Raw genomic sequence first — 25,983 nt, forward strand, 5'->3', positions numbered from 1 at the left:
GGGCTTTAGATGCGGCTGCCGGTTTGGGCATCGAAGAGCGAGGCGCGCATCGGGTCGAAGCCCACCGTCACCGCCTCATCGTTTTTGGGGGTCCGTTCCGAGGTGACCCGGACGCTGAAATTCTGCTTTGCAAGCTTCAGCCACACCAGCGTGTCGGACCCCATCGGTTCGACCACCTCGACATTGGCCGCCGTCGAGAATGGCCAGCCCGTGCCGCTGTTCAGGCTGACATGCTCGGGCCTGATGCCGAACACGGCAGGGCCGGCTTCCGGTTGCTTGTCGAAATGATAGGTGCCGAGTGGAACCTTGAGATTGTCGGCCACGAAAAACCAGTTGCCAGCGTCTTTCTCGAGCCTGCCGTCAATGAAGTTCATCGCCGGCGAACCGAGGAAGCCGGCGACGAAGCGGTTGACCGGTTTGTTATAGATGGTCTGCGGCGCGTCGAGTTGTTGGATGACGCCGCCGCGCATGACCGCGATACGGTCGGCCAGCGTCATCGCCTCGATCTGGTCATGCGTGACGTAGATCATGGTGTTCTGCAATTTGCGGTGCAAAAGCTTGATCTCGACGCGCAGTTCGGAGCGCAGCTTGGCGTCCAGGTTCGACAGTGGCTCGTCGAACAGGAACACGTCGACGTCGCGCACCAGCGCGCGCCCGATCGCCACGCGTTGGCGCTGGCCGCCGGAGAGCGCCGCAGGCTTGCGCTGCAACAGCGGCTCGATCTGCAGGATCTCGGCGGCGCGCGCTATGCGCCTCGCGATCTCGTCCTTGGGCACGCCCGCGACGCGCAGCCCGAAGGACAAGTTCTTCTCCACCGTCATCTGCGGATAGAGTGCGTAGGACTGGAACACCATGCCGATGCCGCGGTCCTTGGGCTCTTCCCAGGTGACGTTCTTGCCCTTGATGAAGATGCGGCCGTCCGAAATGTCGAGCAGTCCGGCGATGCAGTTGAGCAAGGTCGACTTGCCGCAACCCGAGGGTCCGAGCAGCACTATGAACTCGCCCTCGGCGACGTCGAGGTTGAGCGTCTGCAGCACCGAGACCAAGCCGAAGTTCAGCGACAGGTCCTGGATCGAAACGCTGGTGCCGTTTGCCGCCATCGACATCACCCTTTCACCGCGCCGGCGGCAATGCCGCGCACGAACAATTTGCCGGAAATGAAGTAGACGATCAGCGGCACCAGTCCGGTCAGGATGGTGGCGGCCATATTGACGTTGTATTCCTTCACCCCCTGCACCGAGTTGACGATGTTGTTGAGCTGAACCGTCATCGGATAGGTGTCGGGGCGCGTATAGACAACGCCGAACAGGAAGTCGTTCCAGATGCCGGTCACCTGCAGGATGACGGCGACGACGAAGATCGGCAGCGACATCGGCAACATGATGCGCAGGTAAATGCCCCAGAAGCCGGCGCCGTCGACGCGCGCAGCCCTGAACAGTTCCTCCGGCATGGAGGTGAAATAGTTGCGGAACAAGAGCGTCAGGATTGGCATGCCGAAAATGGAATGCACGATCACCAGGCCGCTCAGGCTGCCATAGAGGCCGATCTCGCGCAGGATGATGACGATCGGATAGATCATCACCTGATAGGGGATGAAGGCCCCGACGATCAGGATGACGAAGAACGTGTCGGCGCCCTTGAAGCGCCAGTTGGCGAGCGCGTAGCCGTTCACCGAGGCGATTGCGATCGACAGGATCACCGAGGGGACGGTGATGCGCACCGAGTTCCAGAAACCGCGAGAGAGACCGTCGCAGTTGAGGCCGGTGCAGGCCTGCGACCATGCCTTGACCCACGGCTCGAACGTGATCTCGACCGGCGGCGAGAAGATGTTGCCGAGACGAATTTCCGGCATGCCCTTGAGCGAGGTGACAACCATCACGTAGAGCGGCAGCAGGTAGTAGAGCGCCACCACGATGAGCGTGCCGTACAGGAAGATGTTGCGGCGCGACAACATGTGCCGGGGCTTCGGTCCGCTCGGTCCCGAGGCATCGGCGCGGATGGCGGCTTGGGATGCGGCCAGGGAGACGGCATGATCAGACACGCTTGCGGCCTCCGAATTCGAGATAGGCCCACGGCACGATGACGATCATCACCGACAGGAGCATCATGGTCGAGGCGGCAAAACCCTGGCCGAGGTTCTGGGCGAAGAACATGTAGTCGTAGACATATTTGGCTGGCACTTCAGAGGAAATGCCGGGACCGCCGCTGGTCTGCGCGACGACGAGGTCGTAGACCTTGACGATGCCCGACGCGATGATCACCAGCGTGGTTATGAAGACCGGCCGCATCATCGGGATGATGATGAAGAGATAGGTCTTCCAGGTGGGGATGCCGTCCACCCGCGCGGCCTTCCAGATGTCCTCGTCGATGCCGCGCAGGCCGGCCAGCATCAGGCACATGATCAGCCCGGTGCCTTGCCACAGCGCGGCGATCAATATGCCGTAGATGACGATGCTCGAATTGTAGAGCGGATCGAAATTGAAGCTTGTCCAGCCGAGGTCGCGAACCACTCCTTGAATGCCGAAATCGGGATTGAGCAGCCATTGCCAGACGAGGCCGGTGACGATGAAGGAAAGCGCGAAGGGATAGAGAAAGATGGTGCGGAACGTGTCCTCGAAACGGATCTTCTGGTCGAGCAGTGCCGCAAGCAGGAAGCCGATTACCAGCGAGAAGACGAGCGACAGCACGCCGTAGATCAAGAGATTCTCGATCGAGACGAGCCAGCGCGGCGTCGCCCACAGCCGGTAGTACTGGTCGAGCCCGACGAAATGCAGCCGCGGCAGAAGCTTCGAATTGGTGAAGGAATAAAGCACCGTCCAGGCCGTGCCGCCGACAAACACCACCAGCGCGGTGAGGATCATCGGGATCGAGGCGACCTTCGCGTTGAGATTGCGGAAGAGTTGGCTCGGGCGTTCGCTCTTGCTCATCGGTGCAGCCATGCTGGATCGGGTAAGGGCGGCAAGGTCAGCACGTCTCGCTCCCGGCCCTGCGGTGGCCGGGTCGGGAGCGAGACGGCTCGTCGGCGGTCAATCGGCCGAGGCGATGATGTCGGCGAAGCGCTTCTGCGCCTCTTCAAGCGTCATGTCGGGCTTGGCGAAGAACTCCGAGAACAGGTCCTCCTTCTGCTTCTGGCTGTCCTGCGAGAGCAGTTGGTCCGTCCAGGGCATGACAGCGCCCTTGGCCAGGATGTCGAGCCCCTTCTTCATGCAATCATTGGCCGCGTTGAGGTCGACGTCGCCGCGCACCGGCAGCGAGCCTTTCTTGAGATTGAAGGCGACCTGGGTCTTGGGATCGAGCAAGGTCTCGGCCAACACTTCCTGCGCCTTGGACTTGTCGGCGTCCTTGAGCAGCGGGAAGTAGAAGGCGTCGCCGCCGGTGGCGATGACCTCGTTCAGGCCAAGCCCGGGAAGGCAGGTATAGTCCTTGCCGGCGGTCTTGCCGGCGACCTGGAATTCGCCCTGCGCCCAGTCGCCCATGATCTGGCCGCCGGCCTTGCCGGTGATGACCATGTTGGTCGCCTGGTTCCAGTCCTGGACATTGGTGTTCTTGGCCATCTTGCGCGCATCGTCGGCGGCCTTGAAGACTTTGGCGACTTCAGGACCGGCGGCGAACGTCGCATCCTTGTCCTTGTAGACCTTGAGGAAGGTGTCGGTGCCGCCCACCGCGGCGAGCAGCACGTCGAAGGCGCCCGACGCCTGCCAGGCCTGCCCGCCGACCGCGAGCGGGACGATGCCGGCCTTTTCCAGCGCCGGGGCGGCGGCGACATATTCGTTCCAGTTCTTCGGCACCGGCACGCCCGCCTTCTCGAAGGCCGCGTTCGACAGCCACAGCCACTGCCAGGAGTGAATATTGACCGGCACGCAATAGATCTTGCCGTCGATGGTGCAACCGTCGAGCAGGCTCTTCGGCCGCACGACCTCGGTCCACTTGCCCTTGGTGGCGACATCGGTGAGGTCGCGCATCAGGCCTGCCTGCACCAGCTCTTCCGCTTGCCGGCCGTGATTGAACTGGGTGGCGCCCATCGGGTCGCCGCCGGTGATGCGGCTGATCATGATCGGCCGCGCCGTGCCGCCGGACCCGGCGATAGCGCCGTCGACCCAGTGGTTGCCGGTTGCGTCGAAGGCCTTGGCGAGTTCGGCGACCGCCGCGGCCTCGCCGCCGGATGTCCACCAATGGGTGACTTCCAGATCGGTTGCGGCCGCCGGCCCGGCAAAATTCAACGCCACCGTCGCCGCAAGCGCGGCGGTCAGGAATTTGTATCGCATTTCGGTTTCCTCCCAGAATCTGAAACGTTACAGATTTTTCGATACGGCAATTGCAAGATATGCGCAACCCTTCCCTTGAAAGTCAGTTCGATATTTTTCGAGCCGCGAACAAAATCCTTTCGGGATGGAGCCCGTTGTGCAGCGCAATACGCAAAATCCCACATGGCAAGACAGAAAGCTCGCAAGAAGCTTGCTCCCAATGCCTTTCCTGCTGATTCCCAACGCTTTTCGGCGGCGAGCCCATGCGGACTTTCGACTCGGCCACAGCCTGGTCGAACACCGGTCGTGACAATCTGTAACGTTTCAGTATAGGCTTGTTCAGCTAAGGAGACGCGCCATGGGAGCGACGGCGGCGATTGCCGGCCTGGCCGGCGGCTGCTAAGCGCCTGACGGGGCGGGACGAATGGACAGACGGCGCACGGACAGCGATGACGAGACGTCGGCCAGGGAGCGGCCGACGCTGAAGACGCTTGCCTTCATGACCGGGCTCGGCGTCACCACCGTGTCGCGGGCGCTGAAGGACGCGCCGGAGATCGGCGCCGAGACCAGGCGCCGCGTCCAACTCGTGGCCAAGCAGATCGGTTACCGGCCGAACCGCGCCGGCGTGCGCCTGCGAACCGGCAAGACCAACGTCATCAGCCTCGTGCTCAACACCGAGCACGAGATCATGAGCTTTGTCTCAGACATCATCTACGGCGTCACCGAAGTCATCGCCGATACGCCCTACCATCTGATCGTCACGCCCTACTCGCGCTCGCAGGATCCGCTGGATCCGGTGCGTTATCTGGTGGAGACCGGCTCCGCCGATGGCGTCATCATTTCGCGCACCCAGCCCAACGATCCAAGGGCCCGCTACATGCTGGAGCGCGGCATACCCTTTGCAACGCACGGCCGCACCGATATGGGGCTCGTGCACCCCTATCATGATTTCGACAATTACGCCTTCGCGGCCGAGGCGGTGCGCCATCTGGCCGGCTTGGGCCGGCGTCGGCTGGCTCTGGTGACGCCGCCGGTCGGCCTGACCTATCACGGCCACACCGTGAACGGCTTTGCCGACGCGCTGAGCGAAGTCGGCGCCTCGGAGGTGCCGTTCAACACCGTTTCGATCGACCACTCGATCGAGCAGATCAGGATGAGGACCGCGCAGCTGATGCGGCGCGACATCAGGCCGGACGGCATCGTCAGCAGCGCCGCGGCCGCCACGCTTGCCATTGTTGCCGGCATCGAGGACGCCGGGTTGAAACTCGGCCGCGACATCGACGTGGTGTCGAAGCAGTCGTCGGAACTGCTGCATCTGTTCCGCCGGGAACTGCTGATCGTCAACGAGAACTTCCGGCTGGCCGGCTCCGAGCTAGCCCGCGCCGTGCTCGGCTGGATCGGCGGCGCGGCGCCCGGCTCGCTGCAGTCGCTCAGCGCGCCGGGCGAAGTTGTGGCCTATCGCGGCTGATTGAAGCCCCGCCGCCAGAGCAATTCCCGCGTAGCTTTCCTAAGGCATTGCCCAAAAAACAAAGAGATAGAGCGGTACGCCGTTCCGCGAAACGCTGAACCGCTAGCCGGCGGCGCCGCTCCCCCAGGGTCCATGGAAGGCGCCCTTGTCATCGATACGCTCGAAGCCATGCGCACCGAAGAAATCACGCTGTGCCTGGATCAGGTTCGAGGTCCCGCGGCCCTGGCGATAGCTGTCGAAATAGGCAAGGGCCGAAGACAGCGCCGGCACCGGCGATCCGGCTTCGGAAGCCCTGGCCACGACGCGCCGCAGTGACGGATGCGCCTCCTGCATCATGGTGATGAAGGCCGGCGCCATCAGGAGATTGGTCGAAGCGCCGCCGCGGCCGAAGGCTTCGGCCATGGTGTCGAGCATCTGCGATCGGATGATGCAGCCGGCACGCCAGATCTTGGCGATGGTCGGCATCGGCAGGTTCCAGTTGAACGCCTTCGAAGCGCCGCTCATCACGGCGAAGCCTTGCGCGTAGGCTGATATCTTGCCGGCGAACAGCGCCAGTTCCAGATCCTTGAGCAGGTCTGCCTTGTCGCCCGAAATCCTGGTGACGCCGATGTTGCCATAGGCTTTTTCCGCCGCAAGCCGCTCGTCCTTGATCGATGACAGGACGCGTGCCGCCACCGCCGCCTCGATGGCGGTCGCCGGAATGCCGAGTTGCTGTGCCTCGATAACCGACCATTTGCCGGTGCCCTTCTGGCCGGCGCGGTCGAGGATGATGTCGACCACCGGCTTGCCGGTCTTGGGATCATCTGACGCCAGCACCTTGGCGGTGATCTCGATCAGGTAGGAGTTGAGCCGGCCCTTGTTCCAGCCGGCGAATACGGCGCCGATCTCCTTCGGCGCCATGCCCAGGCCATCGCGCAGGATGCCGTAGATCTCGCCGATCATCTGCATGTCGGCATATTCGATGCCGTTGTGGATGGTCTTGACGAAATGGCCGGCGCCGTCGGTGCCGAGCCAGGCCGCGCATGGCTCGTCCTTGAACTTGGCGGAGATTGCCGTCAGCACCTTCTCGACGCGGCTCCAGGACTCCTCGGTGCCGCCGACCATGATCGACGGCCCGTGGCGCGCACCCTCCTCGCCGCCGGACACGCCCATGCCGATGAAGGTGAGGCCGGAGCCCGCCAGCTCGGAAAAGCGCCGCATCGTGTCGCGGAAATTGGCGTTGCCGGCATCGATGACGATGTCGTTATGGGACAGCACGCCGCGCAATGCGGCGATCTGTTCATCGACCGGCTTGCCGGCCAGCACCATGATGATGATCGGACGCGGCGGCCGGATCGCGGCGGCGAGTTCTTCCAGGCTGTAGCAGGGGACAACCATATCCCTGAGCGCGCCGGCATTCTCGACAAAGGCATCCGTGCGCGCCTTGGTGCGATTGAACACAGCGATGCGGTGCCCGTGCTCGGCGATGTTGAGCGCCAGGTTGGAGCCCATCGTGCCAAGGCCGATCAGGCCGATTTCGGCTTTTTCCATGTTTCTTCCCTGCTTTCGGATCTTGTTTGTTCGAGCCCGCGATTGCCCGGGTTTCGCCAAGATGCATTCTGTCGGGGATGATTGACGGGCCTTCAGGCTCGCGTCAACCGCCTCGCCGCATTGTGTTGGACAGCCATCACGGCCTGATGTCCACAAGCGCCTCGATCTTCACCATCTCGAAGTCGGAGACCAGTATGTCGATGCGCGCCATCCACCGGCCAGGAACCGGGATGACGAGATCGTCGACACGCCAGCTGCCGTCATCGGACTTTGTCGCCGCCCGCTTCAGCGGCTCGATGCCGGAGTCCGGCTTCGACAGCACCAGCGTCACCTCCTTGGCGTCGAGCGGCCCGAAATCGCCGGTCATGATGATCATCGAGGCGGCGACCGGCCCGGCATGGCCGGGCGTGATGCTAAGGTCCGCCATCGCCTTCAGCGCGTGGATATGAACCGACACCGGCTGCGCCGCGGCAATCGCCAGCGCCCGTGGCGGCGGCGTGAAGCGCCAGCCGGCGGCAACACCGAAGATGGCGAGCACGATCAGTATTTCGACGCCGATCGAACGGGTGAGCCTGCGCCGCACTTCCGTCGCCCCCGCCTCGGCCATTGCCGTCAATCTCCAGCGGTTGACGGCGGCGAGCGTGAACAGGAAGACCAGCAGCGCAAGCTTGACCAGCAGCAGCCGGCCATAGGCGGTGTTGACCAGCGCTGCGGGTGTTTGCACCTGGATGACGGCCAGCACCACGCCCGCGGCGGCGAGCAAGGCCACCACCGGCATGATAGCGGCGGAGAACCGGCGAAGGAACGTGACGGCTTCGGCATCCTGCCGTTTTAGCGCGAGTCCGAGCGGCGCCAGCGCACCGGCCCAGAAGGCAATGCCGGCGCCGTGCAGGAACACCATCGGCCGCGTCAGCCATTGTGGCTCGGCGGCACTTGCGTGGCCGCTGGCGGCGAGCGCGAGGCCCGTTCCGGCCAGGCCGACGAGCGCGAGGGGCCTGGCGGCCGCGCGCGGTCCGGCCAGCGACAAAAGGCCGAGCCCCAGCGCGATCAACGCGATCAACACCGTCCAGCCGAAGCTGGTGCCGAGACCGGCGGTCCAGATGGCCGGCTGCGCCATATGCGAGAGCGGCGCGCCGAGCGCATCCAGCCCTTGAAAGCCAAGCGACAGGGTTGCCGCGACCAGCCCGCACAGGATTGCGGCGGCGACGAAGCGCTGTCCGGCGCGGCCACCCCGCGCCAGCCAGGCGAGAGCGAAGGCGCCGCCGACCCCGAGGAATAGGCCGATATAGAGGCAGACCTTGCCGATCCAGATCGCCGAGCGCAATTGCCAGTCGACGGCTTCGGAAACAGCCGGCGGCTGGCTCGCCGCGCCGATGGAAAACAGCAGAGAGCCGCCGACCGGATGACCGTCGGCGGAAATCACTCGCCAGCTCAGCACATGCGTGCCCGATCCAAGTGCCTGCGGATCGTCGATCACGACGGTCTGGTCGCTGAGGCGGAAGGACGTCAGCGGAACGGGCGTGCCGTCGGGCTTCACCAGCGTCAGCACCAGTGGCGAGACCGGTTCGCTGAAAGTCAGCGCGAATTGCGCCGGGGCCTGCGACAGCACGGCGCCGTCGGCCGGATCGGTCTTGATCAGCGCGGCGTGCGCAAAGGCCTGATTTGTCGTGGCCACGGCAATCAGCATGGCCAAGGTCAGCAGCCCTATGGCAGCTCGGCCGATGAGCTTGCCGGTCGCGCGAACCGTCCTGGAAGGGAATATCACCGTCATGTCATTGCCATAAATGCGGCGCGCTCCGGACAATGGAGCGCACCGCGAGAGCTTACTTTTTCGGCGTGAGCTCGATGCCGGGCGCGGGGTTCTCCAGGGCGTCTTCGTCCTGCCCGGCCGCCGGGATTTCGATCCAGCGGTCGGCGGCGCCATCGCACTCCTGCACCACCGGGAAATAGAGTTTCTGACCCGCCGGGAGGTCTGCCGTCAGCATCGCACGGAAGACGAACTCGTCGTAGAATTCGTCTGGCAGATTGCCGCCGCTCCAATCGACCTCCTTGACGCCGTCGGCCACCGCCTGGCCGTAGAGCTGGTAGGATTTCTCGTACTTGCCCTTCTTGGTCTGCAGCGTCCAGCCGGGCTTCGGCATCGGCTTCACCGCGATCACCCCTTCCGGGATCTGCACGCGCACGGCGGTCGTCGCCTTGCCGTCACAGCCATGCGGCACCCGCAGGATGGCCTTGTAGGTCGAACCGACCGCCGCTTCCTGTGTTTCGAGCGTGACATGCGCAAAGGCGGCACTGGTCCCCAGCGCCAGAAGCGCGCCGGCCGACAGAAGATACTTGTTCATGATGGTCCCTCTGAATTCAATAGTTGTGGATGGCGCGGTCAATTGGCGTGGTCGTCCATGCCACCGCCCATGCCTTCGACAGCGAACTCGACGTTGACGGCGCCAGCCTTTTCGAAGGTCAGCGTGGCTGCGAATTCTTCGCCCTGCTTGGATTGCCGCTTCAGGCCGATGAACATCAGGTGATAGCCGCCGGGTGCTAGCGCCACCTTGCCGCCGGCCGGGATTTCCAGGCCGCCCGTCACCGGCCGCATGGTCATGACGCCGTCCTTGACGCCCATTTCATGCAGCTCTGCTTTTTCGGAGACGTCGGAGGAAATCGACAGCAGCCGGTCGGGTGCATTGCCCTTGTTGGTGATGGTGAAATAGCCGCCGGCCACCTTGGCGCCTGTGGGTGTCGCGCGCGACCAGGGATGCTCGATCTCGAGATCGCCGGCCTTGAATTCATGCGCGCAGACGGCCTGGGCACCGAAGAACAACAGCACAAACGCCAGCACGGCAAGGCCGACACGTTCATTGAAACGGCGCGGGAATTTGGTGCGGCCGCCCGAAGGAGGCGCCGCGATATGAAAAGCTTGGGACATGGTTTGCTCCATGAATAGGGGATCGCGCCGTTGGCCGGTCGCGAACGATTCGTTCTTTGGATGAAAGCACCGGCGGAAGGTTCCGCCGGGCGTACAGCAGGCTCAGGCCGAAAGCGGCGGCGCGCGCGGGTTCGACGGCGACCGCTGGCGCGCGAAATTGAGATGCGTGGCCGCCGGAAAGATGAAAACGACGGCTTCGAACGAAAGCGAGGCCAGCGCAAGCCCGGCATCGGGTGGCGGCGCAAAGGCCGCTGAAACCATGCTGCAGCCCAGCATGCAGCATGCCGGCAGATGCGACGGATGCGGGCCGCCATCGGGAAGCTGGGCAGTGCCCTCGTGGGTGCAGATGACGTTGCCGAAGGCGTCGATTTGCGAGGCGGCCGGTCCGGTGGCGAAGGCGAATGCGCTCAGCGTCGACTGAAGCAGCAGCAGGTAGGCCGCGACAAGCGCGACCGGAATGCTCCACCGTCTCCCCTTTTTGGTCAAATGACTTGCCTGTTCAAACCATCTGCATCTTCAAGCGATCACCGGAAGATGTCTACCACGGCAGCAAGAGACGGAAAATCGGCAAATCGGTGCTGCGGCAACGCGGCGCGATCAGGGCCTCTGTGGGTGCCGGCTCTCGGGGATCGAGGTCAGCAGCGTCTGGCGCGCCGACTTCAAATGCTTGCGGCAGGCGGCATCGACCTTGCCCAGGTCGCGTGATTTGAGCGCCGCGATATAGGCCAGATGCTCGCCGATCGCGATTTCGTTGCGCTCGCGCTCCTGCGCCTTGTTCCACTGGTAGTGGTAATGGAAGATCATGGCGATGACATCATAGAAATCGACGATGAAGCGGTTGTGCGAGGCGCGGTGGATCAGCCGATGGAAGCGCTCGTCGAGCTCCGAGAATTCGTTGAAGCGCGTGGCGATGTCACGGGCGAGGCCGCGGTGTTCCTCTTCGAGATTGTCGAGATCGGCCCACACCGCGCTGTCCTGCGGCAGTGCGGTGAACGCCGATGCCGAGCGCAGCTCGAACATCTCGCGGATTTCCGTCAACTCCAGCGCGAAGGCGCGGGTGAAACCCTTCAGCACCCAATGGCTGTTGCGGCGCTTCTCGATCAGGCCGAAGCGGGAGAAGCGGATCAGGAACTCGCGCACGCTGGTGGTGCCGACGCCGATCTCGCGCGCCAGTTCGAGCTCATTGATCTGCATGCCGGCCTCGGCGCCGCCGGCGAGCAGCCTGCGCATGAACGACCGCTCGATGATCTCGGCCAGCGTGTCGGTCTCTTCCTCGGGAAAGAAATCATCGGGGCGCGTTTCGCGCAGCACCGTCTTGGCGCGCTTGTTCCAGGCGATCAATCCGGTTTCTTCCATGCGCGCAAGGATGCTGCGCACAGTGGTGCGGCTGACGCCGAGCAGCGTACCCAGCTCCGGTTCCGAAGGCAGGCTGCGCGTCTCGTCGAGCAGCCTGAGGCACCTGTTATAGGCATCCTTGTAGACGTTGTTGCTCTTCGACATGCCCTGACCCATCGCTGGCCGGCGCTTGCGGCGGCCGGCTTGAAGCGCAAATATGACGTTCCTATCGCCCTCGATAGCGGAATCGCTTTGCCGAGGGGCTCGCTTACCGGTTGCAGCGCCGCTACTCATCCAGCCGCACAGGAACTGCCGGAAAAAACAATTGACGCAAAACTGTTTTTTCACGATAAAAGACATTAACTCTTAACAAGCGCGTGTCAATCCGCGCCTCCCAGGATCACCGCAGGAAACGCCCGTGAACGCCTCCAACTCAATTCTTCTGTCCCCAGCCGACAATGTCGCGGTCGCCAACGGCCGCATCGAGACCGGCACCGCGCTGCCCGGCGGCGCGCTTGCCGCCGCCGTCATCGAGCCCGGCCACAAGGTGGCGATCAAGCCGATTCCCGCCGGGTCCGCCGTGGTCAAATATGCCCAGGCGATCGGCCGCGCCACGCAGGACATCGCGCCCGGCGAGCATGTCCATTCGCACAATCTGGTGTTCGAGGCCGGCCGCCTGCCGGTGGTGCCGCCAAGCGAGGCCGAGCATGCGACCGAGGCAGACCGCGCCCGCACCTTCATGGGTTATCGCCGCGCCGACGGCCGCGCCGGCACGCGCAACTTCATCGGCATCATCGCCAGCGTCAACTGTTCGGCCACCGTCTGCCACGCCATCGCCGACGCGGCCAACCGCACGCTGCTGCCAAAATATCCCGGCATTGACGGCTTCGTCCCGATCGTTCACGGCCAGGGCTGCGGCATGAGCGCCACCGGCGACGGCATGATGGTGCTGCACCGCACATTGGCCGGCTATGCCCGCCATCCCAATTTCGGCGGCGTGCTGATGGTTGGGCTCGGCTGCGAGGTCAACCAGCTCACGCTGTACGGCCAGAAGGGTGCGGCCGCCGGTAAACGCCATTTCAACATCCAGGATGCCGGCGGGTCGCGCAAATCGGTCGAAAAGGCGATGGGCGTGCTGGCCGAGATCGCCGAGGAAGTCGGCCAGCTCAAGCGCGAACCCATCCCGGTAAGCGAAATCGTCGTCGGCCTGCAATGCGGCGGCTCCGACGGCATGTCGGGCATCACAGCCAATCCTGCTCTAGGTGCCGCGGTCGATATCCTCGCCGGCGTCGGCGGCATCGGTATTCTCTCCGAGACGACGGAAATCTACGGCGCCGAACATCTGCTCGCCTATCGCGCCGCGACGCCCGAGATCGCCAAGAAACTCGACGGCTACGTCAAGTGGTGGGAGGACCACGTCGCCAAGCACGGCGCCTCGATCGACAACAACCCCTCGCCCGGCAACAAGCGCGGCGGCCTCACCACCATCCTGGAGAAATCGCTGGGCGCGGTCGCCAAGGGCGGCCAGACGCCGCTCAACGGCGTCTTCGGCTATGCCGAAAAGGTCACCGGCAGCGGGCTGGTGTTCATGGATACGCCCGGCTATGACCCGGTTTCCGCCACCGGCCAGGTGGCGGGCGGCGCCAACATCATCGTCTTCACCACCGGCCGCGGCTCCTGCTTCGGCTGCCGGCCGACGCCGTCGATCAAGGTCGCCACCAACTCGACCATGTATCATCAGATGGAAGAGGACATGGACGTCAATTGCGGCGTCATCGCCTCCGGCGAGAAGACCATCGCCGGCATGGGCCGCGAGATCTTCGAACTGATCGTCGAGACGGCCTCCGGCCGCAAGACCAAGAGCGAGGATTTCGGCTACGGCGACAACGAGTTCGTGCCCTGGCATCTCGGCGCGACGCTCTAGCTCTTTGAAGTCGCGCAGTCCGGAAAGTGGCCACGAACTTTCCTGGAATGCTGCGGCTTGAGGTCTTGGAATCTGCCGCGCCGGATAATGGCGGGCAACGGGGAGGTTGTGCATGGAAAAACGCCGCATCGGCCAGACGGCGCTCGAGGTCACCGAAGTAAGCTTCGGCGGTGCCGCGATCGGCGGGCTCTACCGCGCCTGTTCGCGCGAGGCGGCGATGGAAACGTTGCAAGGCGCGTGGGAGGCGGGCCTGCGCTATTTCGACACCGCGCCCTTCTATGGTTTCGGCCTGTCGGAGCGGCGTTTCGGCGACTTCCTGCGCTATAAGCCGCGCGATTCCTATGTGCTGTCGACCAAGGTCGGGCGCCTGTTCCGGCCCGTTCCGGAGGATCAGGTTCCCGATCACTCCTATGTCGATCCGCTGCCCTTCGCGCTCGACTACGACTATTCCTATGACGGCATCATGCGCTCGGTCGACTTCAGCTATGCGCGGCTTGGTCTAAACAGGATAGACATCCTGTTTGTGCACGACATCGGCGTGTACACGCATGGCGTCGAGAAGACCAAGATGCACTTTCGCCAGTTGATGGACGGTGGGCTCAAGGCGCTCGAAGAACTGAAAGACTCCGGCGTCATTTCCGCCTACGGGCTCGGCGTCAACGAAGTCCGGATATGTCTCGACGTGATGCGTCGCGCGCCGCTCGATTGTATCCTGCTCGCCAGCCGCTATTCCTTGCTCGATCGCAGCGCCGAAGCCGAACTTTTGCCGCTCTGCCGCGCCCGACAGACTTCGCTGGTCATCGGCGGTGTGTTCAACTCCGGCATATTGGCGACCGGACCGGTGCAGGGCGCCCATTTCGACTACAAGCCCGCCAGCGGTGACGTGCTCGACCGCGTCGGCGCGATGGAGCGGATCGCCGCCGAAGGTGGTTACCCGCTCGCTGCCGCCGCGTTCCAGTTCCCCCTCCAGGAATCCTCGGTCGCCACCGTGCTGACCGGCACCGCCAAGCTGGCGAACCTGACCCGCAATCTCGAACTGCTTGATGTCGACGTGCCTCAGGCGGACTACGCCAGATACCGCCCCTACACCGTAGTGCAGGAATTGGCATGAAGTGCCCCGTCCGCCCGGGCGAAGGCGTGCGACCGCGGGGCTTCACGATCCCACGAACCGAAGAAGGAACGGGCATTCTATATTGACTAACTTATGGAATTAATATTCCATACGCTAGTCACGCGAAACGGAAGCGTCGGGCAGCGTGGGGAGAGCAAGGCGCCAGTGCGGTCATGACCGCCATGCCCCGAGGATGGCATAAACACCGCTTGCATCGACCGGATCGATGCACTATCAAAATATTGCAACTGTTTTTTATTGATAAAGTTCTGTTTGGCTACGCCTATCCGAACCGAGCTTCCATATCGTTCACCGGGCGACCTAGGGAGGAATTCCATGAAATTCGTGACCAGCATTCTCAATCGCCGCGCAGTCATGGCGCTGGCGGCCGCGTCGATGCTTGCCGGCGTCATGCACTCAGCGCCGGTTTCGGCGGCGGACGTGACCATTCCGATCATCGTCAAGGACACCACGTCCTTCTACTGGCAGATCGTCCTGGCCGGGGCCCGCAAGGCCGGCAAGGATCTCGGCGTCAACGTGCCGGAGCTCGGCGCCCAGGCAGAGACCGACGTAAACGGCCAGATCTCGATCCTCGAAAACGCCGTCGCCAGCAATCCGGCGGCGATCGTCATCTCGCCGACCGAGTTCAAGGCGCTCGGCAAGCCGATCGACGAAGCCGCCGCCAAGGTCAAGGTTATCGGCATCGATTCCGGCGCCGACTCCAAGGCCTTCACCTCCTTCCTGACCACCGACAACGTCCAGGGCGGCCGCGTTGCCGCTGACGGCCTCGCAGCGGCCATCGGCGAAGCCAATGGCGGCAAGATCGAGGGCGACGTTGCCCTGATCACCAACACGCCTGGCGCCGGCTCGCTCGAACAGCGCAAGCAGGGCTTCATCGAACAGCTCAAGGCGAAGTATCCAGGCCTGAAGCTGGTCGCCGACAAATATGCCGACGGCCAGGCCACCACCGGCCTCAACATCGCCACCGACCTGATCACGGCGAATCCGAACCTCAAGGGAATTTTCGCTTCCAACCTGATCATGGCGCAGGGCGTCGGGCAGGCTGTCGCCGAAAACAGCCTCGGCGGCAAGCTGGCGCTGGTTGGCTTCGACAGCGACGAGAAGCTGATCAAGTTCCTCAACGATGGCGTCATTTCCGCCCTCGTCGTCCAGGATCCCTACCGGATGGGCTATGACGGCATCAAGACCGCACTTGCCGCCTCCAAGGGTGAAAAGGTCGAGACCAATGTCGACACCGGCGCCAACCTGGTCACCAAGGCCAACATGAAGGATCCCAAGATCGACGCGCTGCTCAACCCGAAGCTCAACTGAGTATCGGCACGCGCAACCGTTTCCGGGGCCTCTGCGCCCCGGAAACAACAGGGAGGATTGCCATGACGTCGACCGCGCAGGAACTGCATCCGGCCCCCGTGCTGGAGCCCGGCAGGACGATCCTCGAGCTGCAGGGTCTGGAAAAGCGCTATCCCGGCACGCATGCGCTGAAGCCTGTGACCCTGGCCTTCAAGGCGGGAGAGATCCACGCCATCGTCGGCGAGAACGGTGCCGGCAAATCGACCCTGATCAAGCTCCTGACCGGCGTCATCCCGCGCACCTCCGGAGAGGTTGTGTGGGAAGGCAAGCCGGCTGCCCTGGCGACGCCGCACGAAGCCATGGCGCTCGGCATCAACGCCGTGCACCAGGAAGTCGTGCTCTGCCGTCACCTGACCGTCGCCGCCAACATGTTCCTCGGCGAGGAGAACTCGCGCTTCGGCATCCTCCAGCAGCGAGCCATGGTCAGGGAAGCGCAGAAGATCATCGACGGTCTCGGCTTCGACCTGCCGGCGCATGTCGTGCTCGGCGATCTCACCATCGGCCAGCAGCAGCTGATCGCCGCCGCCCGCGCCACCGTGCGCGGCACCAAATTCCTGATTTTCGACGAGCCCACCGCGTACCTCACCCGCAAGGAGGCCGACCAGCTGTTCACGCTGATCCGCCGCCTGAAGGGTGAAGGCGTCACCATCATCTACATCAGCCATCGCATGGAGGAGGTGTTCGAGCTCGCCGACCGCGTCTCGGTGCTGCGTGACGGCACGCTGGTCGGCACCCGCAACATCGCCGAGACCAATGAGCCGGAGCTGGTCAAGCTGATGATCAACCGCTCGATCGAGCAGATCTATCACAAGGAGCATTTCACGCCGGGCGCCGTCATCGCCGAGGCGCGGAACCTGTCCGGCAAGGGTTTCGAGAATGTCTCTCTGTCGGTGCGCGCGGGCGAGATCGTCGGGCTCTACGGCCTGATCGGAGCCGGCCGCAGCGAATTCGTCACCACCCTCTACGGCCGCCACCGCAAATCGGCCGGCCAGGTGTTGTGGGAAGGCAAGGAGGTGCAGGTCAACTCCGAGCACGACGCCATCAAGCTCGGCATGGCGCTGGCACCGGAAAGCCGCCGCGACCAGGGCCTGTGCCTCAACCTGCCGGTTGCATTGAATCTCAACCTGCCGATCTACAAGCGCATATCGAAAAATCTGCTGATCTCGTCTGCGCAGGAGAAGGCCGAGGCGGACCGGCAGATCGCCGACCTCAGGATCAAGACGCCGACGCGCGGCGCGCTGGCCTCCAGCCTGTCGGGCGGCAACCAGCAGAAGATCGTCATCGGCAAGTGGCTGGCGCACGGCGCCAAACTGTTCATCTTCGACGAGCCGACGGTCGGCGTCGATGTAGGCACCAAGGCCGAGATCTACCGGCTGTTCAGTGTGCTGTTGTCCAAGGGCGCGGGCATCATCCTGATCTCGTCCTATCTGCCTGAGGTCTACGAACTGGCTGACACGCTGCATGTGTTCAGGCGCGGCAAGCTGGTGGCCACGCATGGTTTCCGCACCGCCGATCACGAGGACATTCTGAGCCAGGCCCTGGCCGAGAAACAAGAAAAGACGGGAGGACAGACATGAGCACCGAGGCGATCCCTGCCGAAAAGCCGAAGCGCAACTACAATGCCCTGTTCGGGCTGACGCTGCTTGGCCTGCTGCTTCTGATGTGGGTCATCCTGGCGGTCGCGACGCCGTCCTTCGCCTCGGCGCTCAACATCACCAACCTGCTGCGCCAGGGTTCCCTGATCGCCATCCTGGCCGTCGGCCAGACCTTCGTCATCATCACCGGCGGCATCGACCTTTCCGTCGGCGCCATCGTCGGCTTCGCCACCGTCATCGTCGCGCTGCTGATCAATGCCGGCTGGCCGGTCTGGATCGCGGTTCTGGCGACGCTGCTGGTGGGGGTCGCCATCGGCCTGTTCCACGGTTTCGGCATCGTCAGGATGGGCCTGCCGCCCTTCATCATCACGCTGGCGACCATGACCTCGCTGCGCGGCATCGGTCTCCTGATGACCAATGGCAATTCGATATCGATCAACAGCGACGCGTTCCAGGCGTTTTCGCGCGGCTCGCTGCTGGGGATCCCCTATCTGTTCTGGATGGTAATCGTGGTTGCCCTGCCCTCCTACGTCTTCCTGCACCACACGCGATGGGGACGCTATCTCTTCTCCGTCGGCTCGAACGCGGAAGCCGCGCGCCTCTCCGGCGTCAACGTGCCGCGCACGATCTACATGGCCTATGTGCTGTCCGGCCTGTGCGCGGCTTTCGTCGGCGTGCTGCTCGCGTCCCGCATCGGCATCGGCAATCCGACGCAGGGCGACACCTACGAGCTGCAAGCCATCGCCTCGTCGGTGATCGGCGGCACGTCGTTGTTCGGCGCTATCGGTTCGGTGCACGGGCCGCTGATCGGCTCGTTCATCCTCTCCACCATCAACAACGGCGCCAACCTGCTCAACGTCAACACGTTCTGGCAGCGCGTCATCACCGGCATGTTGATCATCGTCATCGTCTACTTCGACGGCCTGCGCCGCCGAGGTGGCAAGTAAAATCGATCGCCGGCCGGGTCGAAAATCGGCCGACGATTCCATGAACCGACTGGATTGAAGCATGAAAGCCGTTGTCTGCCGTTCGCCCGGCGACCTTGTCGTGGAAGACCGTCCCGCGGCTGGCTCGCCGCCTCCCGGCTGGGCGCTGGTGGCGGTCAGCCATGTCGGCATCTGCGGCACCGACTACCACATCTTCGAGGGCAAGCATCCCTTCCTCGCCTACCCCCGCATCATGGGCCATGAAGTGTCGGGGACCATCGTCGAGGCGGGCGAAGGCGTTGGTCTTGCCACGGGCGAGCCGGTCATCATCAATCCCTATCTGGCGTGCGGCAAATGCATCGCCTGCCGGCACGGTAAACCCAATTGCTGTGTCCGGATCGAAGTGCTCGGCGTGCATCGCGACGGCGCCATGTGCGAACAGATCCTTATCCCGGAACAAAACCTCTATCCAGCCAACGGCCTGTCGTTGGCCGATGCCGCGGCCGTCGAGTTCCTGGCCATCGGCGCCCATGCGGTGCGGCGCTCGCGTGCCGATCCCGGCGCACGGACGCTCGTCATCGGCGCCGGACCGATCGGGCTCGGCACCGCCATCTTCGCCCGCATCGCCGGGCTCGACGTGACGCTGCTCGACATGAGCAGCGAAAGGCTCGGCTTCGCCGCCAATGAACTCGGCTTCAAGACCCTCGACGGGTCGCGCGGCGCGGCATCCGATCTGGTCAGCGAAGCGACATCAGGCGAAGGCTTCGACGTGGTCTTCGACGCCACCGGGAACACCGGCTCGGTGCAGTCGGCCTTCGCTCATGTCGCGCATGGCGGGACATTGGTGCTGGTCAGCGTCGTGAAGGACGACATCGCCTTTTCCGACCCCGAATTCCACAAGCGCGAGATGACGCTTGTCGGCAGCCGCAATGCCTTGAGGGCCGACTTTGACCACGTCGCCGCTTCGATCCGCGATGGCGCCGTGCCGCTGGCCAAGCTCGTCACCCACCGCACCACGCTTGCCGACACGCCACGTGATCTCGCCCGCTGGGCGCATGAGAAATCCGGCCTGATCAAGGCCGTGATCGAGGTGGGGGCATAAGCTGGCAGATCGTGAACCCGGCCCGTATTGACCACGCCCCGCGCAGGGCGACCCCCAAACCGCCAAGCCGCTGACAACCGAGCTGGTCTGGTACCAGCGTTAGTATAAGGCCGACACGCCCTACAGCGCCGACAGTTTCAGCTCCACCCGCTCCGCCGGGAAGCGCGCCTCGGCGAATTGGATCGGCCGGCCGTCCGTCGTCATGTTGACGGCCATCGTGACCAGCACGATGCCGCCCGGCTGCAGATCGAGGTCGGCAAGGTCGGAAGCATCGGCGTGACGCGCCGACAGCACCGTCGATTGCCTGAGATAATCGTCTATGCCGAAACGCTTGAGCGATGCGGTGATCGACCCGGTCTCGGCCATGGCCACATCGATGCCGGCGAAGCGCCTGGCGTCGAACCAGCCGGAAGCGCGCGACACCGGCTTCCCATCGGCCTCGCCGCGCGTCTCCAGGCGAATCACATCCGATCCCCTGGCAACGCCCAGGGCTTCGGCGACGCGCCGGCTGGCGGGCTCGACCGATGAGGCCAGCAGCACGATATGCCGCTCCGACGCCTGGCCCTGCAAGCCGGTTGAAAATCGCGTGCGCGCGCCGATCGGATAGGACAGCCGCTTGCGCGACAGCACGAAAGTGCCGCGCCCCTGCTCGGCCCGCAGTACCCCGTCTTGCACGAGCGCCGCGATGGCGCTGCGCACCGTGTGACGGTTGACGCCATAGCGCTCGGCCAGCGCCACCTCCGGCGGCAGCGCGGCATTCTCGGCAAAATCGCCGGCAGCGATCGATTGCAGGATTCGGTCGGCGATCTGGCGCCACAACGAGACGCCGCTGCGCCGCTCGATACCGTCAGCCACGTGTTTTCCGTTCACGGTTTCGCCCCTGGCCGGCCCCTGTCACGCACCCGTCATGGACTCGCGTTAGGTAATGGATATAATTCGTATGGTTGTCTATATCAATAGATAAATTAGAAGCAAGGATGTTGCTGATGCGAGGACAGGAAGCGCGCGACCAGGCCGAACGCAAGGCGGCCATGGCAACCCTGGCGCAGTCCAGCGGCGACGACATCGTTCGCCTCTGGAACGAATCCGGCCTGCCTGCCGAGGCCGAACTGCTGCGCGGTCCCGAGACCGGCCTGGTTACCATGCGCGGCCGCATCGGCGGCGGCGGCGCGCCGTTCAATGTCGGCGAGGCCACCGTGACCCGCGCCACAGTGCGCCTGCCGTCCGGACAGGTCGGCCATTGCTATGCGCTCGGCCGCGACAAGCAGAAGGCGAAGCTGGCGGCCATCGCCGACGCGCTGTGGCAGGACCCCGCCCACCGAGAGGCGGTCGAAACGGGCCTTCTCGCGCCGCTGCGGGCTGCCTTGACCACGGCACGAGAAAGGCGCCGCGCCGAAACGGCGGCAACGAAGGTGGATTTCTTCACCATGGTTCGCGGAGAAGATTGATGGATATCGCAGCGCAATCGATCGAGGGCGGGTTCGCCGATCCGGTGTTCAACGCCCAGACGGTGTTTCGCGCCGTCATGGACGCAATGGCGCGGCCGGGCAGCGTGCAACCCTTGCCGGCCCTGGCCCGCCCGCCGGCGCCGCTTTCGGCGATATCGGGCGCGGTTGCGCTGGCATTGTGCGACAACGACACGCCGCTCTGGCTGGACCCGGCCCTGCACGCCTCGGCAGCGGTCATGTCCTGGCTCGGCTTTCACAGCGGCGCGCCGCTGGCCAACACCCCGGCCGACGCGCATTTCGCCTTTGTGGCCTCGCCGGCCGAGATGATGGCGCTCGACGGTTTCTCGCAAGGCACGCAGGACTATCCCGACCGCTCGACCACATTGATCCTGCAGGTCGGCGATCTCACGTCAGGCACGCCGCTGCTGCTCGAAGGTCCTGGCATCGAGAAGACGGCGACGATCGCGCCGGCCCTCATGCCGCGTCATTTCATCGAGCAGTGGAAGCAGAACATCAACCGCTTTCCGCGCGGCGTCGACATCATCCTGGCGGCACATGACAGCCTCGCCTGCCTGCCGCGTACGACACGCATCAAGACGACGGAGGCCTAGCATGTATGTCGCGGTAAAAGGCGGCGAAGCTGCAATCGCCAACGCCCACAGCCTGCTCGCCGACCGTCGGCGCGGTGACCGCTCGGTACCGGCACTGCGCCTCGACCAGATCGTCGAACAGCTGGCGCTCGGCGTCGACCGGGTGATGAGCGAAGGCTCGCTTTACGATCGCGAACTCGCCGCACTCGCTATCGTGCAGGCGCGCGGCGACATGATCGAGGCGATCTTCCTGGTGCGGGCCTACCGCACCACGCTGCCGCGCTTTGGCTATACAAATGCCATCGACACCGCCACCATGCTGGTCGAACGCCGCGTTTCGGCGACCTACAAGGACCTGCCCGGCGGCCAGTTGCTTGGGCCCACCTTCGACTACACGCACCGGCTGCTCGATCCCGAGCTTGCCGCCGGCGCCGATGTCGCCGCGCCCTTGCGGCGCGAGACGGAAGCGCAGGCAATGCCGCGCGTCTCGGCGATCCTCGCTCGCGATGGGCTGATCGAGCCGGACGGAGACATGCCGCAGGACCATGTCCCCGGCGACATCACCCGCGAGCCGCTGGAGTTCCCGATGGCTCGCGACATCCGCCTGCAGGCGCTGTCGCGCGGCGACGAGGGCTTCCTGCTGGCGCTCGGCTATTCCACGCAGCGCGGCTATGCCCGCAACCATCCCTTCGTCGGCGAGATCCGCATCGGCGAGGTCGAGCTGGAGCTCGACGTGCCCGAACTGCCTTTCGCGGTGCCGCTCGGTACCGCGCGCGTTACCGAATGCCAGATGGTCAATCAGTTCAAGGGCTCGGCCAAGGCGCCACCGCAATTCACACGCGGCTACGGGCTGGTCTTCGGCCAGAGCGAGCGCAAGGCGATGGCCATGGCACTCTGCGACCGCGCTCTTCGTGCAAGCGAACTCGGCGAGGACATTGTCGCCGCCGCCCAGGACGAGGAATTCGTCATCTCGCACTCCGACAACGTCCAGGCGACCGGCTTCGTCGAACATCTGAAGCTGCCGCATTATGTCGACTTCCAGGCCGAACTCGACCTCGTGCGCCGCATGCGCGCCGAGTACGACGCCCGCGAAAATCCCGGCAAGATTGAAGAGAAGAAAGAGGCCGCGGAATGAGCGCGCAACCGACCGACATCGCCAGCTACAACTTCGCTTATCTCGACGAACAGACCAAGCGGATGATCCGCCGCGCGATCCTCAAGGGCATCGCCATTCCCGGCTATCAGGTGCCGTTCGCCTCGCGCGAAATGCCGATGCCCTATGGCTGGGGCACCGGCGGCGTCCAGGTTACCGCTTCGATCATCGGCCCCGACGATGTGCTGAAGGTCATCGACCAGGGCGCCGACGACACCACCAATGCGGTCTCGATCCGCGCCTTTTTCAAGAAGGTCGCCGATGTGGCGGTTACGACCGATACCGCCAGCGCCAGCATCATCCAGACCCGCCACCGCATTCCCGAATATCCACTCGCCGCAGGCCAGGTGCTGGTCTACCAGGTACCGATCCCCGAGCCCCTGCGCTTTCTCGAGCCACGCGAGACCGAAACGCGCAAAATGCATGCGCTGGAGGAATACGGCCTCATGCATGTGAAGCTCTATGAGGACATCGCCAAGCACGGCCGCATCGCCACCACCTATGCCTATCCGGTGAAGGTCGAGGGCCGCTATGTGATGGACCCGTCTCCGACGCCGAAATTCGACAATCCCAAGATGCACCGCTCGCCGGCTTTGCAGCTGTTCGGCGCCGGCCGCGAGAAGCGCATCTACGCGCTGCCGCCCTTCACTGATGTGGTCAGCCTCGACTTCGAGGATCATCCGTTCGAGGTGCAGACCTTCGACCAGCCCTGCGCGTTGTGCGGCGCCGAGAACGTCTATCTCGATGAGGTCATCCTCGACGATCACGGCGGCCACATGTTCGTCTGCTCGGACACCGATCATTGCGAGAAGCGGCGCAGCACGCCTCCCTCCCCCTTGTGGGGAGGTCGCGCCGAAGGTGGCGGTAGCGACCCATCGGCAGCCCCCACCCCGGCGCTGCGCGCCGACCCTCTCCACAAGGGGGAGGGTAAGGAGATACAATGACCGACGAACCCTTGCTGCGCGTTTCGGCGCTCTCCAAATTCTACGGCTCGCGCGTCGGCTGCGACAACGTCACCTTCGATCTGTGGCCGGGCGAAGTCCTGGCTGTCGTGGGCGAATCCGGCTCCGGCAAGACGACATTGCTCAACTGCCTGTCGACGCGGCTGCTGCCCTCCTCCGGCACCGCCAGCTACCGCATGCGTGACGGCCAGTTCCGCGAACTCTACCGCATGAGCGAGGCCGAACGCCGCTTCCTGATGCGCACCGACTGGGGCTTTGTCCACCAGAATCCGGCCGACGGCTTGCGCATGACGGTGTCGGCCGGCGCCAATGTCGGCGAGCGGCTGATGGCGGTGGGCGACCGCCACTACGGCAAGATCCGCGCCACCGCCGTTGACTGGCTGTCGCGCGTCGAGATCGAGGAAGACCGCATCGACGACGAGCCGCGCGCCTTTTCCGGCGGCATGCGCCAGCGCCTGCAGATTGCCCGCAACCTCGTCACCGGCCCGCGGCTGGTGTTCATGGATGAACCGACAGGCGGCCTCGACGTCTCGGTGCAGGCGCGCCTGCTCGATCTCTTGCGCGGCCTCGTCACCGATCTCGGCCTCGCCGCCATCGTCGTCACCCATGACCTCGCGGTGGCGCGGCTTTTGTCGCAGCGCATGATGGTGATGAAGGACGGCCGCGTCGTCGAAAGCGGCCTCACCGACCGCGTGCTCGACGACCCGCGCGCGCCGTACACGCAATTGCTTGTTTCTTCCATTTTGCAGGTTTGACGATGGCGCCAAGTCACCCCCCTCTGTCCTGCCCGCAAACGAATAACGATTGGAGTACCTTCTGATGCCGACGCCTCTCGTTGTTTCCGACGTCGCCAAGAGCTTCACCATGCATCTGCGCGACGGCATCAAACTGCCTGTCGTCGCCGGTGTCTCCTTCTCGATCCGCGCCGGTGAATGCACCGTGCTCGGCGGCCCGTCCGGGGCCGGCAAGAGCTCGATCCTGAAGATGCTCTACGGCAATTACGCCGTCGACGAAGGCCAGATCATCGTCACGCACGAAGACGGGCTGATCGACCTTGCCAGCGCCAGCCCGCGCACCGTGCTTGCCGTGCGCCGCCAGACCATCGGCTATGTCAGCCAGTTCCTGCGCACCGTGCCCCGCGTATCGGCGCTCGACGTCGTCGCTGAGCCGCTCGTAGAGCGCGGTGAGGATCGCGAAGCAGCAAGAAGCAAGGCGCGCGCCCTGCTGGCGCAGCTTAACCTGCCGGAAAAACTCTGGGCATTGCCGCCGGCGACCTTCTCCGGCGGCGAGCAGCAGCGCGTCAACATCGCGCGCGGCTTCATCACCGGGCACCCGATCCTGCTGCTCGACGAGCCGACCGCTTCGCTCGACGCAAGGAACCGCGATGTGGTGATCGAACTCATCGCCGCCAAGAAAACGGCAGGCGTCGCCCTGCTCGGCATCTTCCACGACCATGATGTGCGCGAAGCGGTTGCCGACCGCATCATCGACGTCACCGCCTTCGCCCCGGGAAAGCTCGCCGCATGAGCAGGAAATTGTCGGAGACGCCGCTGGTCCATCCGACGGCGGAGGTGCAGAATTCGACGCTCGGCCGCTGGACCGAAATCGCCGACCGCTGTCGGGTTTCGGAAAGCGAACTCGGCGACTATTCCTACATGATGCAGGACTGCGCCGTCTGGTGCGCGACGATCGGCAAATTCTCCAACATCGCGGCAAGCGTGCGCATCAACGCCACCAACCACCCGATCTGGCGACCGACGCTGCACCATTTCACCTACCGCGCATCGGACTATTGGGACGATGCCGAACACGAGAGCGAATTTTTCGCTGAGCGCCGCGCCAGGCGCGTCACAATCGGCCACGACACATGGCTTGGCCATGGCTCGACAGTCCTGCCCGGCATCACCGTCGGCGATGGCGCCGCGGTCGGCGCCGGAGCGGTGGTATCGAAGGATGTCGCTCCCTACACCATCGTCGCCGGCGTGCCGGCAAAGCCGATCCGCGAGCGCTTCGACCGCCGCACCGCCGAGCGCTACCAGGCGCTGGCCTGGTGGGATTGGGACCATGCAAGGCTGCGCGCCGCACTCGACGATTTCCGTCAGCTCGAGGCCGAAGCTTTCCTGGAAAAATACGATGGATGACGGTGGTGAATGGAATAGGGCTGCTCACCATTCACATCCCTTACATAGAGTTCGGACAGGGGGCTGTCTTCTCAAGCCGCCTGCCTTCCGCAGCTTCAGGGACGTGGAGCATTTCGAGGAACTGATGGTCCTGGCCTGATCGCGCACGACACGGCTGTGG

Annotated in this window: 25 protein-coding genes; 14 read left to right on the forward strand and 11 right to left on the reverse strand. The window is 64.3% G+C overall.

What is annotated here, in order from left to right; translation table 11 throughout:
• Window positions 1-5: 5 nt before the first annotated feature.
• The 4 genes from ugpC to FJ953_RS12225 all read right to left on the reverse strand — a co-directional run bounded on the left by ugpC (window position 6) and on the right by FJ953_RS12225 (window position 4,265).
• Window positions 6-1,106 carry a sn-glycerol-3-phosphate ABC transporter ATP-binding protein UgpC gene (gene ugpC, locus FJ953_RS12210; RefSeq protein WP_181168322.1) on the reverse strand — a complete coding sequence of 367 codons (1,101 nt, stop codon included), beginning with the start codon at window positions 1,104-1,106 and terminating at the stop codon, window positions 6-8.
• Window positions 1,106-2,041: a carbohydrate ABC transporter permease gene (locus FJ953_RS12215; RefSeq protein ID WP_140624427.1), complete on the reverse strand. Its 936-nt coding sequence runs from the start codon at window positions 2,039-2,041 to the stop codon at window positions 1,106-1,108. Before FJ953_RS12215 ends, ugpC begins: the two co-directional genes overlap by 1 nt.
• Window positions 2,034-2,927, reverse strand: coding sequence for a sugar ABC transporter permease (locus FJ953_RS12220; RefSeq protein ID WP_140500283.1), 894 nt, complete (start codon window positions 2,925-2,927; stop codon window positions 2,034-2,036). The genes FJ953_RS12215 and FJ953_RS12220 overlap by 8 nt, the downstream gene beginning before the upstream one ends.
• 99 nt (window positions 2,928-3,026) lie before the next feature.
• Window positions 3,027-4,265 carry an ABC transporter substrate-binding protein gene (locus FJ953_RS12225; protein WP_140513777.1) on the reverse strand — a complete coding sequence of 413 codons (1,239 nt, stop codon included), beginning with the start codon at window positions 4,263-4,265 and terminating at the stop codon, window positions 3,027-3,029.
• 403 nt (window positions 4,266-4,668) lie between these two features.
• Here FJ953_RS12225 and FJ953_RS12230 point away from each other — a divergent pair, with 403 nt between their 5' ends.
• Window positions 4,669-5,712, forward strand: coding sequence for a LacI family transcriptional regulator (locus tag FJ953_RS12230; protein WP_140500287.1), 1,044 nt, complete (start codon window positions 4,669-4,671; stop codon window positions 5,710-5,712).
• Window positions 5,713-5,814: 102 nt separating this feature from the next.
• Here the strand turns inward: FJ953_RS12230 and gndA are convergent, their stop codons facing one another.
• The 6 genes from gndA to FJ953_RS12260 all read right to left on the reverse strand — a co-directional run bounded on the left by gndA (window position 5,815) and on the right by FJ953_RS12260 (window position 11,665).
• Complete coding sequence (gene gndA, locus FJ953_RS12235) at window positions 5,815-7,263, reverse strand: NADP-dependent phosphogluconate dehydrogenase (RefSeq protein WP_281405111.1); 1,449 nt, start codon at window positions 7,261-7,263, stop codon at window positions 5,815-5,817.
• Between the two features lie 115 nt (window positions 7,264-7,378).
• A complete protein-coding gene (locus FJ953_RS12240) occupies window positions 7,379-9,013 on the reverse strand; it encodes a copper resistance CopC/CopD family protein (protein WP_140624429.1) in 1,635 nt (544 codons plus the stop codon).
• Window positions 9,014-9,065: 52 nt separating this feature from the next.
• Complete coding sequence (locus FJ953_RS12245; RefSeq protein WP_140500293.1) at window positions 9,066-9,584, reverse strand: YcnI family protein; 519 nt, start codon at window positions 9,582-9,584, stop codon at window positions 9,066-9,068.
• 38 nt (window positions 9,585-9,622) lie between these two features.
• Entirely contained in the window at window positions 9,623-10,165 is a 543-nt protein-coding gene (locus tag FJ953_RS12250; RefSeq protein ID WP_140624430.1) for a copper chaperone PCu(A)C, read from the reverse strand.
• A gap of 102 nt (window positions 10,166-10,267) precedes the next feature.
• The gene (locus FJ953_RS12255; RefSeq protein WP_140500463.1) at window positions 10,268-10,624 is read right to left on the reverse strand and encodes a DUF2946 family protein; all 357 of its coding nucleotides are present in this window, start codon (window positions 10,622-10,624) and stop codon (window positions 10,268-10,270) included.
• A 138-nt stretch (window positions 10,625-10,762) separates the two neighbouring features.
• Window positions 10,763-11,665, reverse strand: coding sequence for a GntR family transcriptional regulator (locus FJ953_RS12260; protein WP_140500297.1), 903 nt, complete (start codon window positions 11,663-11,665; stop codon window positions 10,763-10,765).
• A 253-nt stretch (window positions 11,666-11,918) separates the two neighbouring features.
• On the opposite strand from FJ953_RS12260, the gene FJ953_RS12265 reads away from it, so the two are divergent.
• The 6 genes from FJ953_RS12265 (at window position 11,919) to FJ953_RS12290 (ending at window position 19,529) form a co-directional block, all read left to right on the forward strand.
• On the forward strand, window positions 11,919-13,424 hold the full coding sequence (locus tag FJ953_RS12265; protein ID WP_140500299.1) for an altronate dehydratase family protein: 1,506 nt from the start codon (window positions 11,919-11,921) through the stop codon (window positions 13,422-13,424).
• Between the two features lie 112 nt (window positions 13,425-13,536).
• The gene (locus FJ953_RS12270; RefSeq protein ID WP_140500301.1) at window positions 13,537-14,535 is read left to right on the forward strand and encodes an aldo/keto reductase; all 999 of its coding nucleotides are present in this window, start codon (window positions 13,537-13,539) and stop codon (window positions 14,533-14,535) included.
• A 336-nt stretch (window positions 14,536-14,871) separates the two neighbouring features.
• On the forward strand, window positions 14,872-15,867 hold the full coding sequence (locus tag FJ953_RS12275) for an ABC transporter substrate-binding protein (protein WP_140513786.1): 996 nt from the start codon (window positions 14,872-14,874) through the stop codon (window positions 15,865-15,867).
• A gap of 62 nt (window positions 15,868-15,929) precedes the next feature.
• Window positions 15,930-17,483 carry a sugar ABC transporter ATP-binding protein gene (locus tag FJ953_RS12280; protein WP_140500305.1) on the forward strand — a complete coding sequence of 518 codons (1,554 nt, stop codon included), beginning with the start codon at window positions 15,930-15,932 and terminating at the stop codon, window positions 17,481-17,483.
• Complete coding sequence (locus FJ953_RS12285; RefSeq protein WP_140500307.1) at window positions 17,480-18,448, forward strand: ABC transporter permease; 969 nt, start codon at window positions 17,480-17,482, stop codon at window positions 18,446-18,448. The genes FJ953_RS12280 and FJ953_RS12285 overlap by 4 nt, the downstream gene beginning before the upstream one ends.
• Before the next feature lie 61 nt (window positions 18,449-18,509).
• Window positions 18,510-19,529, forward strand: a complete 1,020-nt coding sequence (locus tag FJ953_RS12290) for a zinc-binding alcohol dehydrogenase family protein (RefSeq protein ID WP_140522564.1) — start codon at window positions 18,510-18,512, stop codon at window positions 19,527-19,529.
• Window positions 19,530-19,649: 120 nt separating this feature from the next.
• Here FJ953_RS12290 and phnF read toward each other — a convergent pair whose 3' ends face one another.
• Complete coding sequence (gene phnF, locus FJ953_RS12295) at window positions 19,650-20,399, reverse strand: phosphonate metabolism transcriptional regulator PhnF (protein ID WP_140500311.1); 750 nt, start codon at window positions 20,397-20,399, stop codon at window positions 19,650-19,652.
• 116 nt (window positions 20,400-20,515) lie between these two features.
• Here phnF and phnG point away from each other — a divergent pair, with 116 nt between their 5' ends.
• From phnG to FJ953_RS12330, 7 genes are all read left to right on the forward strand, one after another.
• The gene (gene phnG / locus FJ953_RS12300; RefSeq protein ID WP_140500313.1) at window positions 20,516-20,977 is read left to right on the forward strand and encodes a phosphonate C-P lyase system protein PhnG; all 462 of its coding nucleotides are present in this window, start codon (window positions 20,516-20,518) and stop codon (window positions 20,975-20,977) included.
• On the forward strand, window positions 20,977-21,588 hold the full coding sequence (gene phnH, locus FJ953_RS12305) for a phosphonate C-P lyase system protein PhnH (RefSeq protein ID WP_140522568.1): 612 nt from the start codon (window positions 20,977-20,979) through the stop codon (window positions 21,586-21,588). Before phnG ends, phnH begins: the two co-directional genes overlap by 1 nt.
• Window position 21,589: 1 nt before the next feature.
• On the forward strand, window positions 21,590-22,702 hold the full coding sequence (locus FJ953_RS12310; RefSeq protein ID WP_140584116.1) for a carbon-phosphorus lyase complex subunit PhnI: 1,113 nt from the start codon (window positions 21,590-21,592) through the stop codon (window positions 22,700-22,702).
• Window positions 22,699-23,664, forward strand: a complete 966-nt coding sequence (locus FJ953_RS12315) for an alpha-D-ribose 1-methylphosphonate 5-phosphate C-P-lyase PhnJ (RefSeq protein ID WP_246674786.1) — start codon at window positions 22,699-22,701, stop codon at window positions 23,662-23,664. The genes FJ953_RS12310 and FJ953_RS12315 overlap by 4 nt, the downstream gene beginning before the upstream one ends.
• Window positions 23,661-24,437 (forward strand): phosphonate C-P lyase system protein PhnK, encoded by a 777-nt coding sequence (phnK, locus tag FJ953_RS12320; RefSeq protein ID WP_056577906.1) that lies wholly within the window; start codon window positions 23,661-23,663, stop codon window positions 24,435-24,437. Before FJ953_RS12315 ends, phnK begins: the two co-directional genes overlap by 4 nt.
• A gap of 64 nt (window positions 24,438-24,501) precedes the next feature.
• Window positions 24,502-25,209 (forward strand): phosphonate C-P lyase system protein PhnL, encoded by a 708-nt coding sequence (gene phnL, locus FJ953_RS12325; RefSeq protein WP_140624431.1) that lies wholly within the window; start codon window positions 24,502-24,504, stop codon window positions 25,207-25,209.
• Window positions 25,206-25,823, forward strand: coding sequence for a DapH/DapD/GlmU-related protein (locus tag FJ953_RS12330; RefSeq protein ID WP_140624432.1), 618 nt, complete (start codon window positions 25,206-25,208; stop codon window positions 25,821-25,823). The genes phnL and FJ953_RS12330 overlap by 4 nt, the downstream gene beginning before the upstream one ends.
• The last annotated feature ends 160 nt before the right edge of the window (window positions 25,824-25,983 follow it).

This window comes from Mesorhizobium sp. B2-3-6 (genome assembly GCF_006442305.1).
GTDB lineage: Bacteria > Pseudomonadota > Alphaproteobacteria > Rhizobiales > Rhizobiaceae > Mesorhizobium.

Excerpts from the sequence above, each read along its gene's own strand:
- FJ953_RS12290 (WP_140522564.1), top strand. The coding sequence starts at position 18,510 with ATGAAAGCCGTTGTCTGCCGTTCGCCCGGCGACCTTGTCGTGGAAGAC.
- phnL (WP_140624431.1), top strand. The coding sequence starts at position 24,502 with ATGCCGACGCCTCTCGTTGTTTCCGACGTCGCCAAGAGCTTCACCATG.
- phnH (WP_140522568.1), top strand. The coding sequence starts at position 20,977 with ATGGATATCGCAGCGCAATCGATCGAGGGCGGGTTCGCCGATCCGGTG.
- FJ953_RS12275 (WP_140513786.1), top strand. The coding sequence starts at position 14,872 with ATGAAATTCGTGACCAGCATTCTCAATCGCCGCGCAGTCATGGCGCTG.
- FJ953_RS12245 (WP_140500293.1), bottom strand. The coding sequence starts at position 9,584 with ATGAACAAGTATCTTCTGTCGGCCGGCGCGCTTCTGGCGCTGGGGACC.
- FJ953_RS12225 (WP_140513777.1), bottom strand. The coding sequence starts at position 4,265 with ATGCGATACAAATTCCTGACCGCCGCGCTTGCGGCGACGGTGGCGTTG.
- FJ953_RS12260 (WP_140500297.1), bottom strand. The coding sequence starts at position 11,665 with ATGTCGAAGAGCAACAACGTCTACAAGGATGCCTATAACAGGTGCCTC.
- FJ953_RS12310 (WP_140584116.1), top strand. The coding sequence starts at position 21,590 with ATGTATGTCGCGGTAAAAGGCGGCGAAGCTGCAATCGCCAACGCCCAC.
- FJ953_RS12315 (WP_246674786.1), top strand. The coding sequence starts at position 22,699 with ATGAGCGCGCAACCGACCGACATCGCCAGCTACAACTTCGCTTATCTC.
- FJ953_RS12270 (WP_140500301.1), top strand. The coding sequence starts at position 13,537 with ATGGAAAAACGCCGCATCGGCCAGACGGCGCTCGAGGTCACCGAAGTA.
- FJ953_RS12250 (WP_140624430.1), bottom strand. The coding sequence starts at position 10,165 with ATGTCCCAAGCTTTTCATATCGCGGCGCCTCCTTCGGGCGGCCGCACC.
- phnG (WP_140500313.1), top strand. The coding sequence starts at position 20,516 with ATGCGAGGACAGGAAGCGCGCGACCAGGCCGAACGCAAGGCGGCCATG.
- FJ953_RS12280 (WP_140500305.1), top strand. The coding sequence starts at position 15,930 with ATGACGTCGACCGCGCAGGAACTGCATCCGGCCCCCGTGCTGGAGCCC.
- FJ953_RS12220 (WP_140500283.1), bottom strand. The coding sequence starts at position 2,927 with ATGAGCAAGAGCGAACGCCCGAGCCAACTCTTCCGCAATCTCAACGCG.
- phnK (WP_056577906.1), top strand. The coding sequence starts at position 23,661 with ATGACCGACGAACCCTTGCTGCGCGTTTCGGCGCTCTCCAAATTCTAC.
- FJ953_RS12240 (WP_140624429.1), bottom strand. The coding sequence starts at position 9,013 with ATGACGGTGATATTCCCTTCCAGGACGGTTCGCGCGACCGGCAAGCTC.
- FJ953_RS12285 (WP_140500307.1), top strand. The coding sequence starts at position 17,480 with ATGAGCACCGAGGCGATCCCTGCCGAAAAGCCGAAGCGCAACTACAAT.
- ugpC (WP_181168322.1), bottom strand. The coding sequence starts at position 1,106 with ATGTCGATGGCGGCAAACGGCACCAGCGTTTCGATCCAGGACCTGTCG.
- FJ953_RS12330 (WP_140624432.1), top strand. The coding sequence starts at position 25,206 with ATGAGCAGGAAATTGTCGGAGACGCCGCTGGTCCATCCGACGGCGGAG.
- FJ953_RS12230 (WP_140500287.1), top strand. The coding sequence starts at position 4,669 with ATGGACAGACGGCGCACGGACAGCGATGACGAGACGTCGGCCAGGGAG.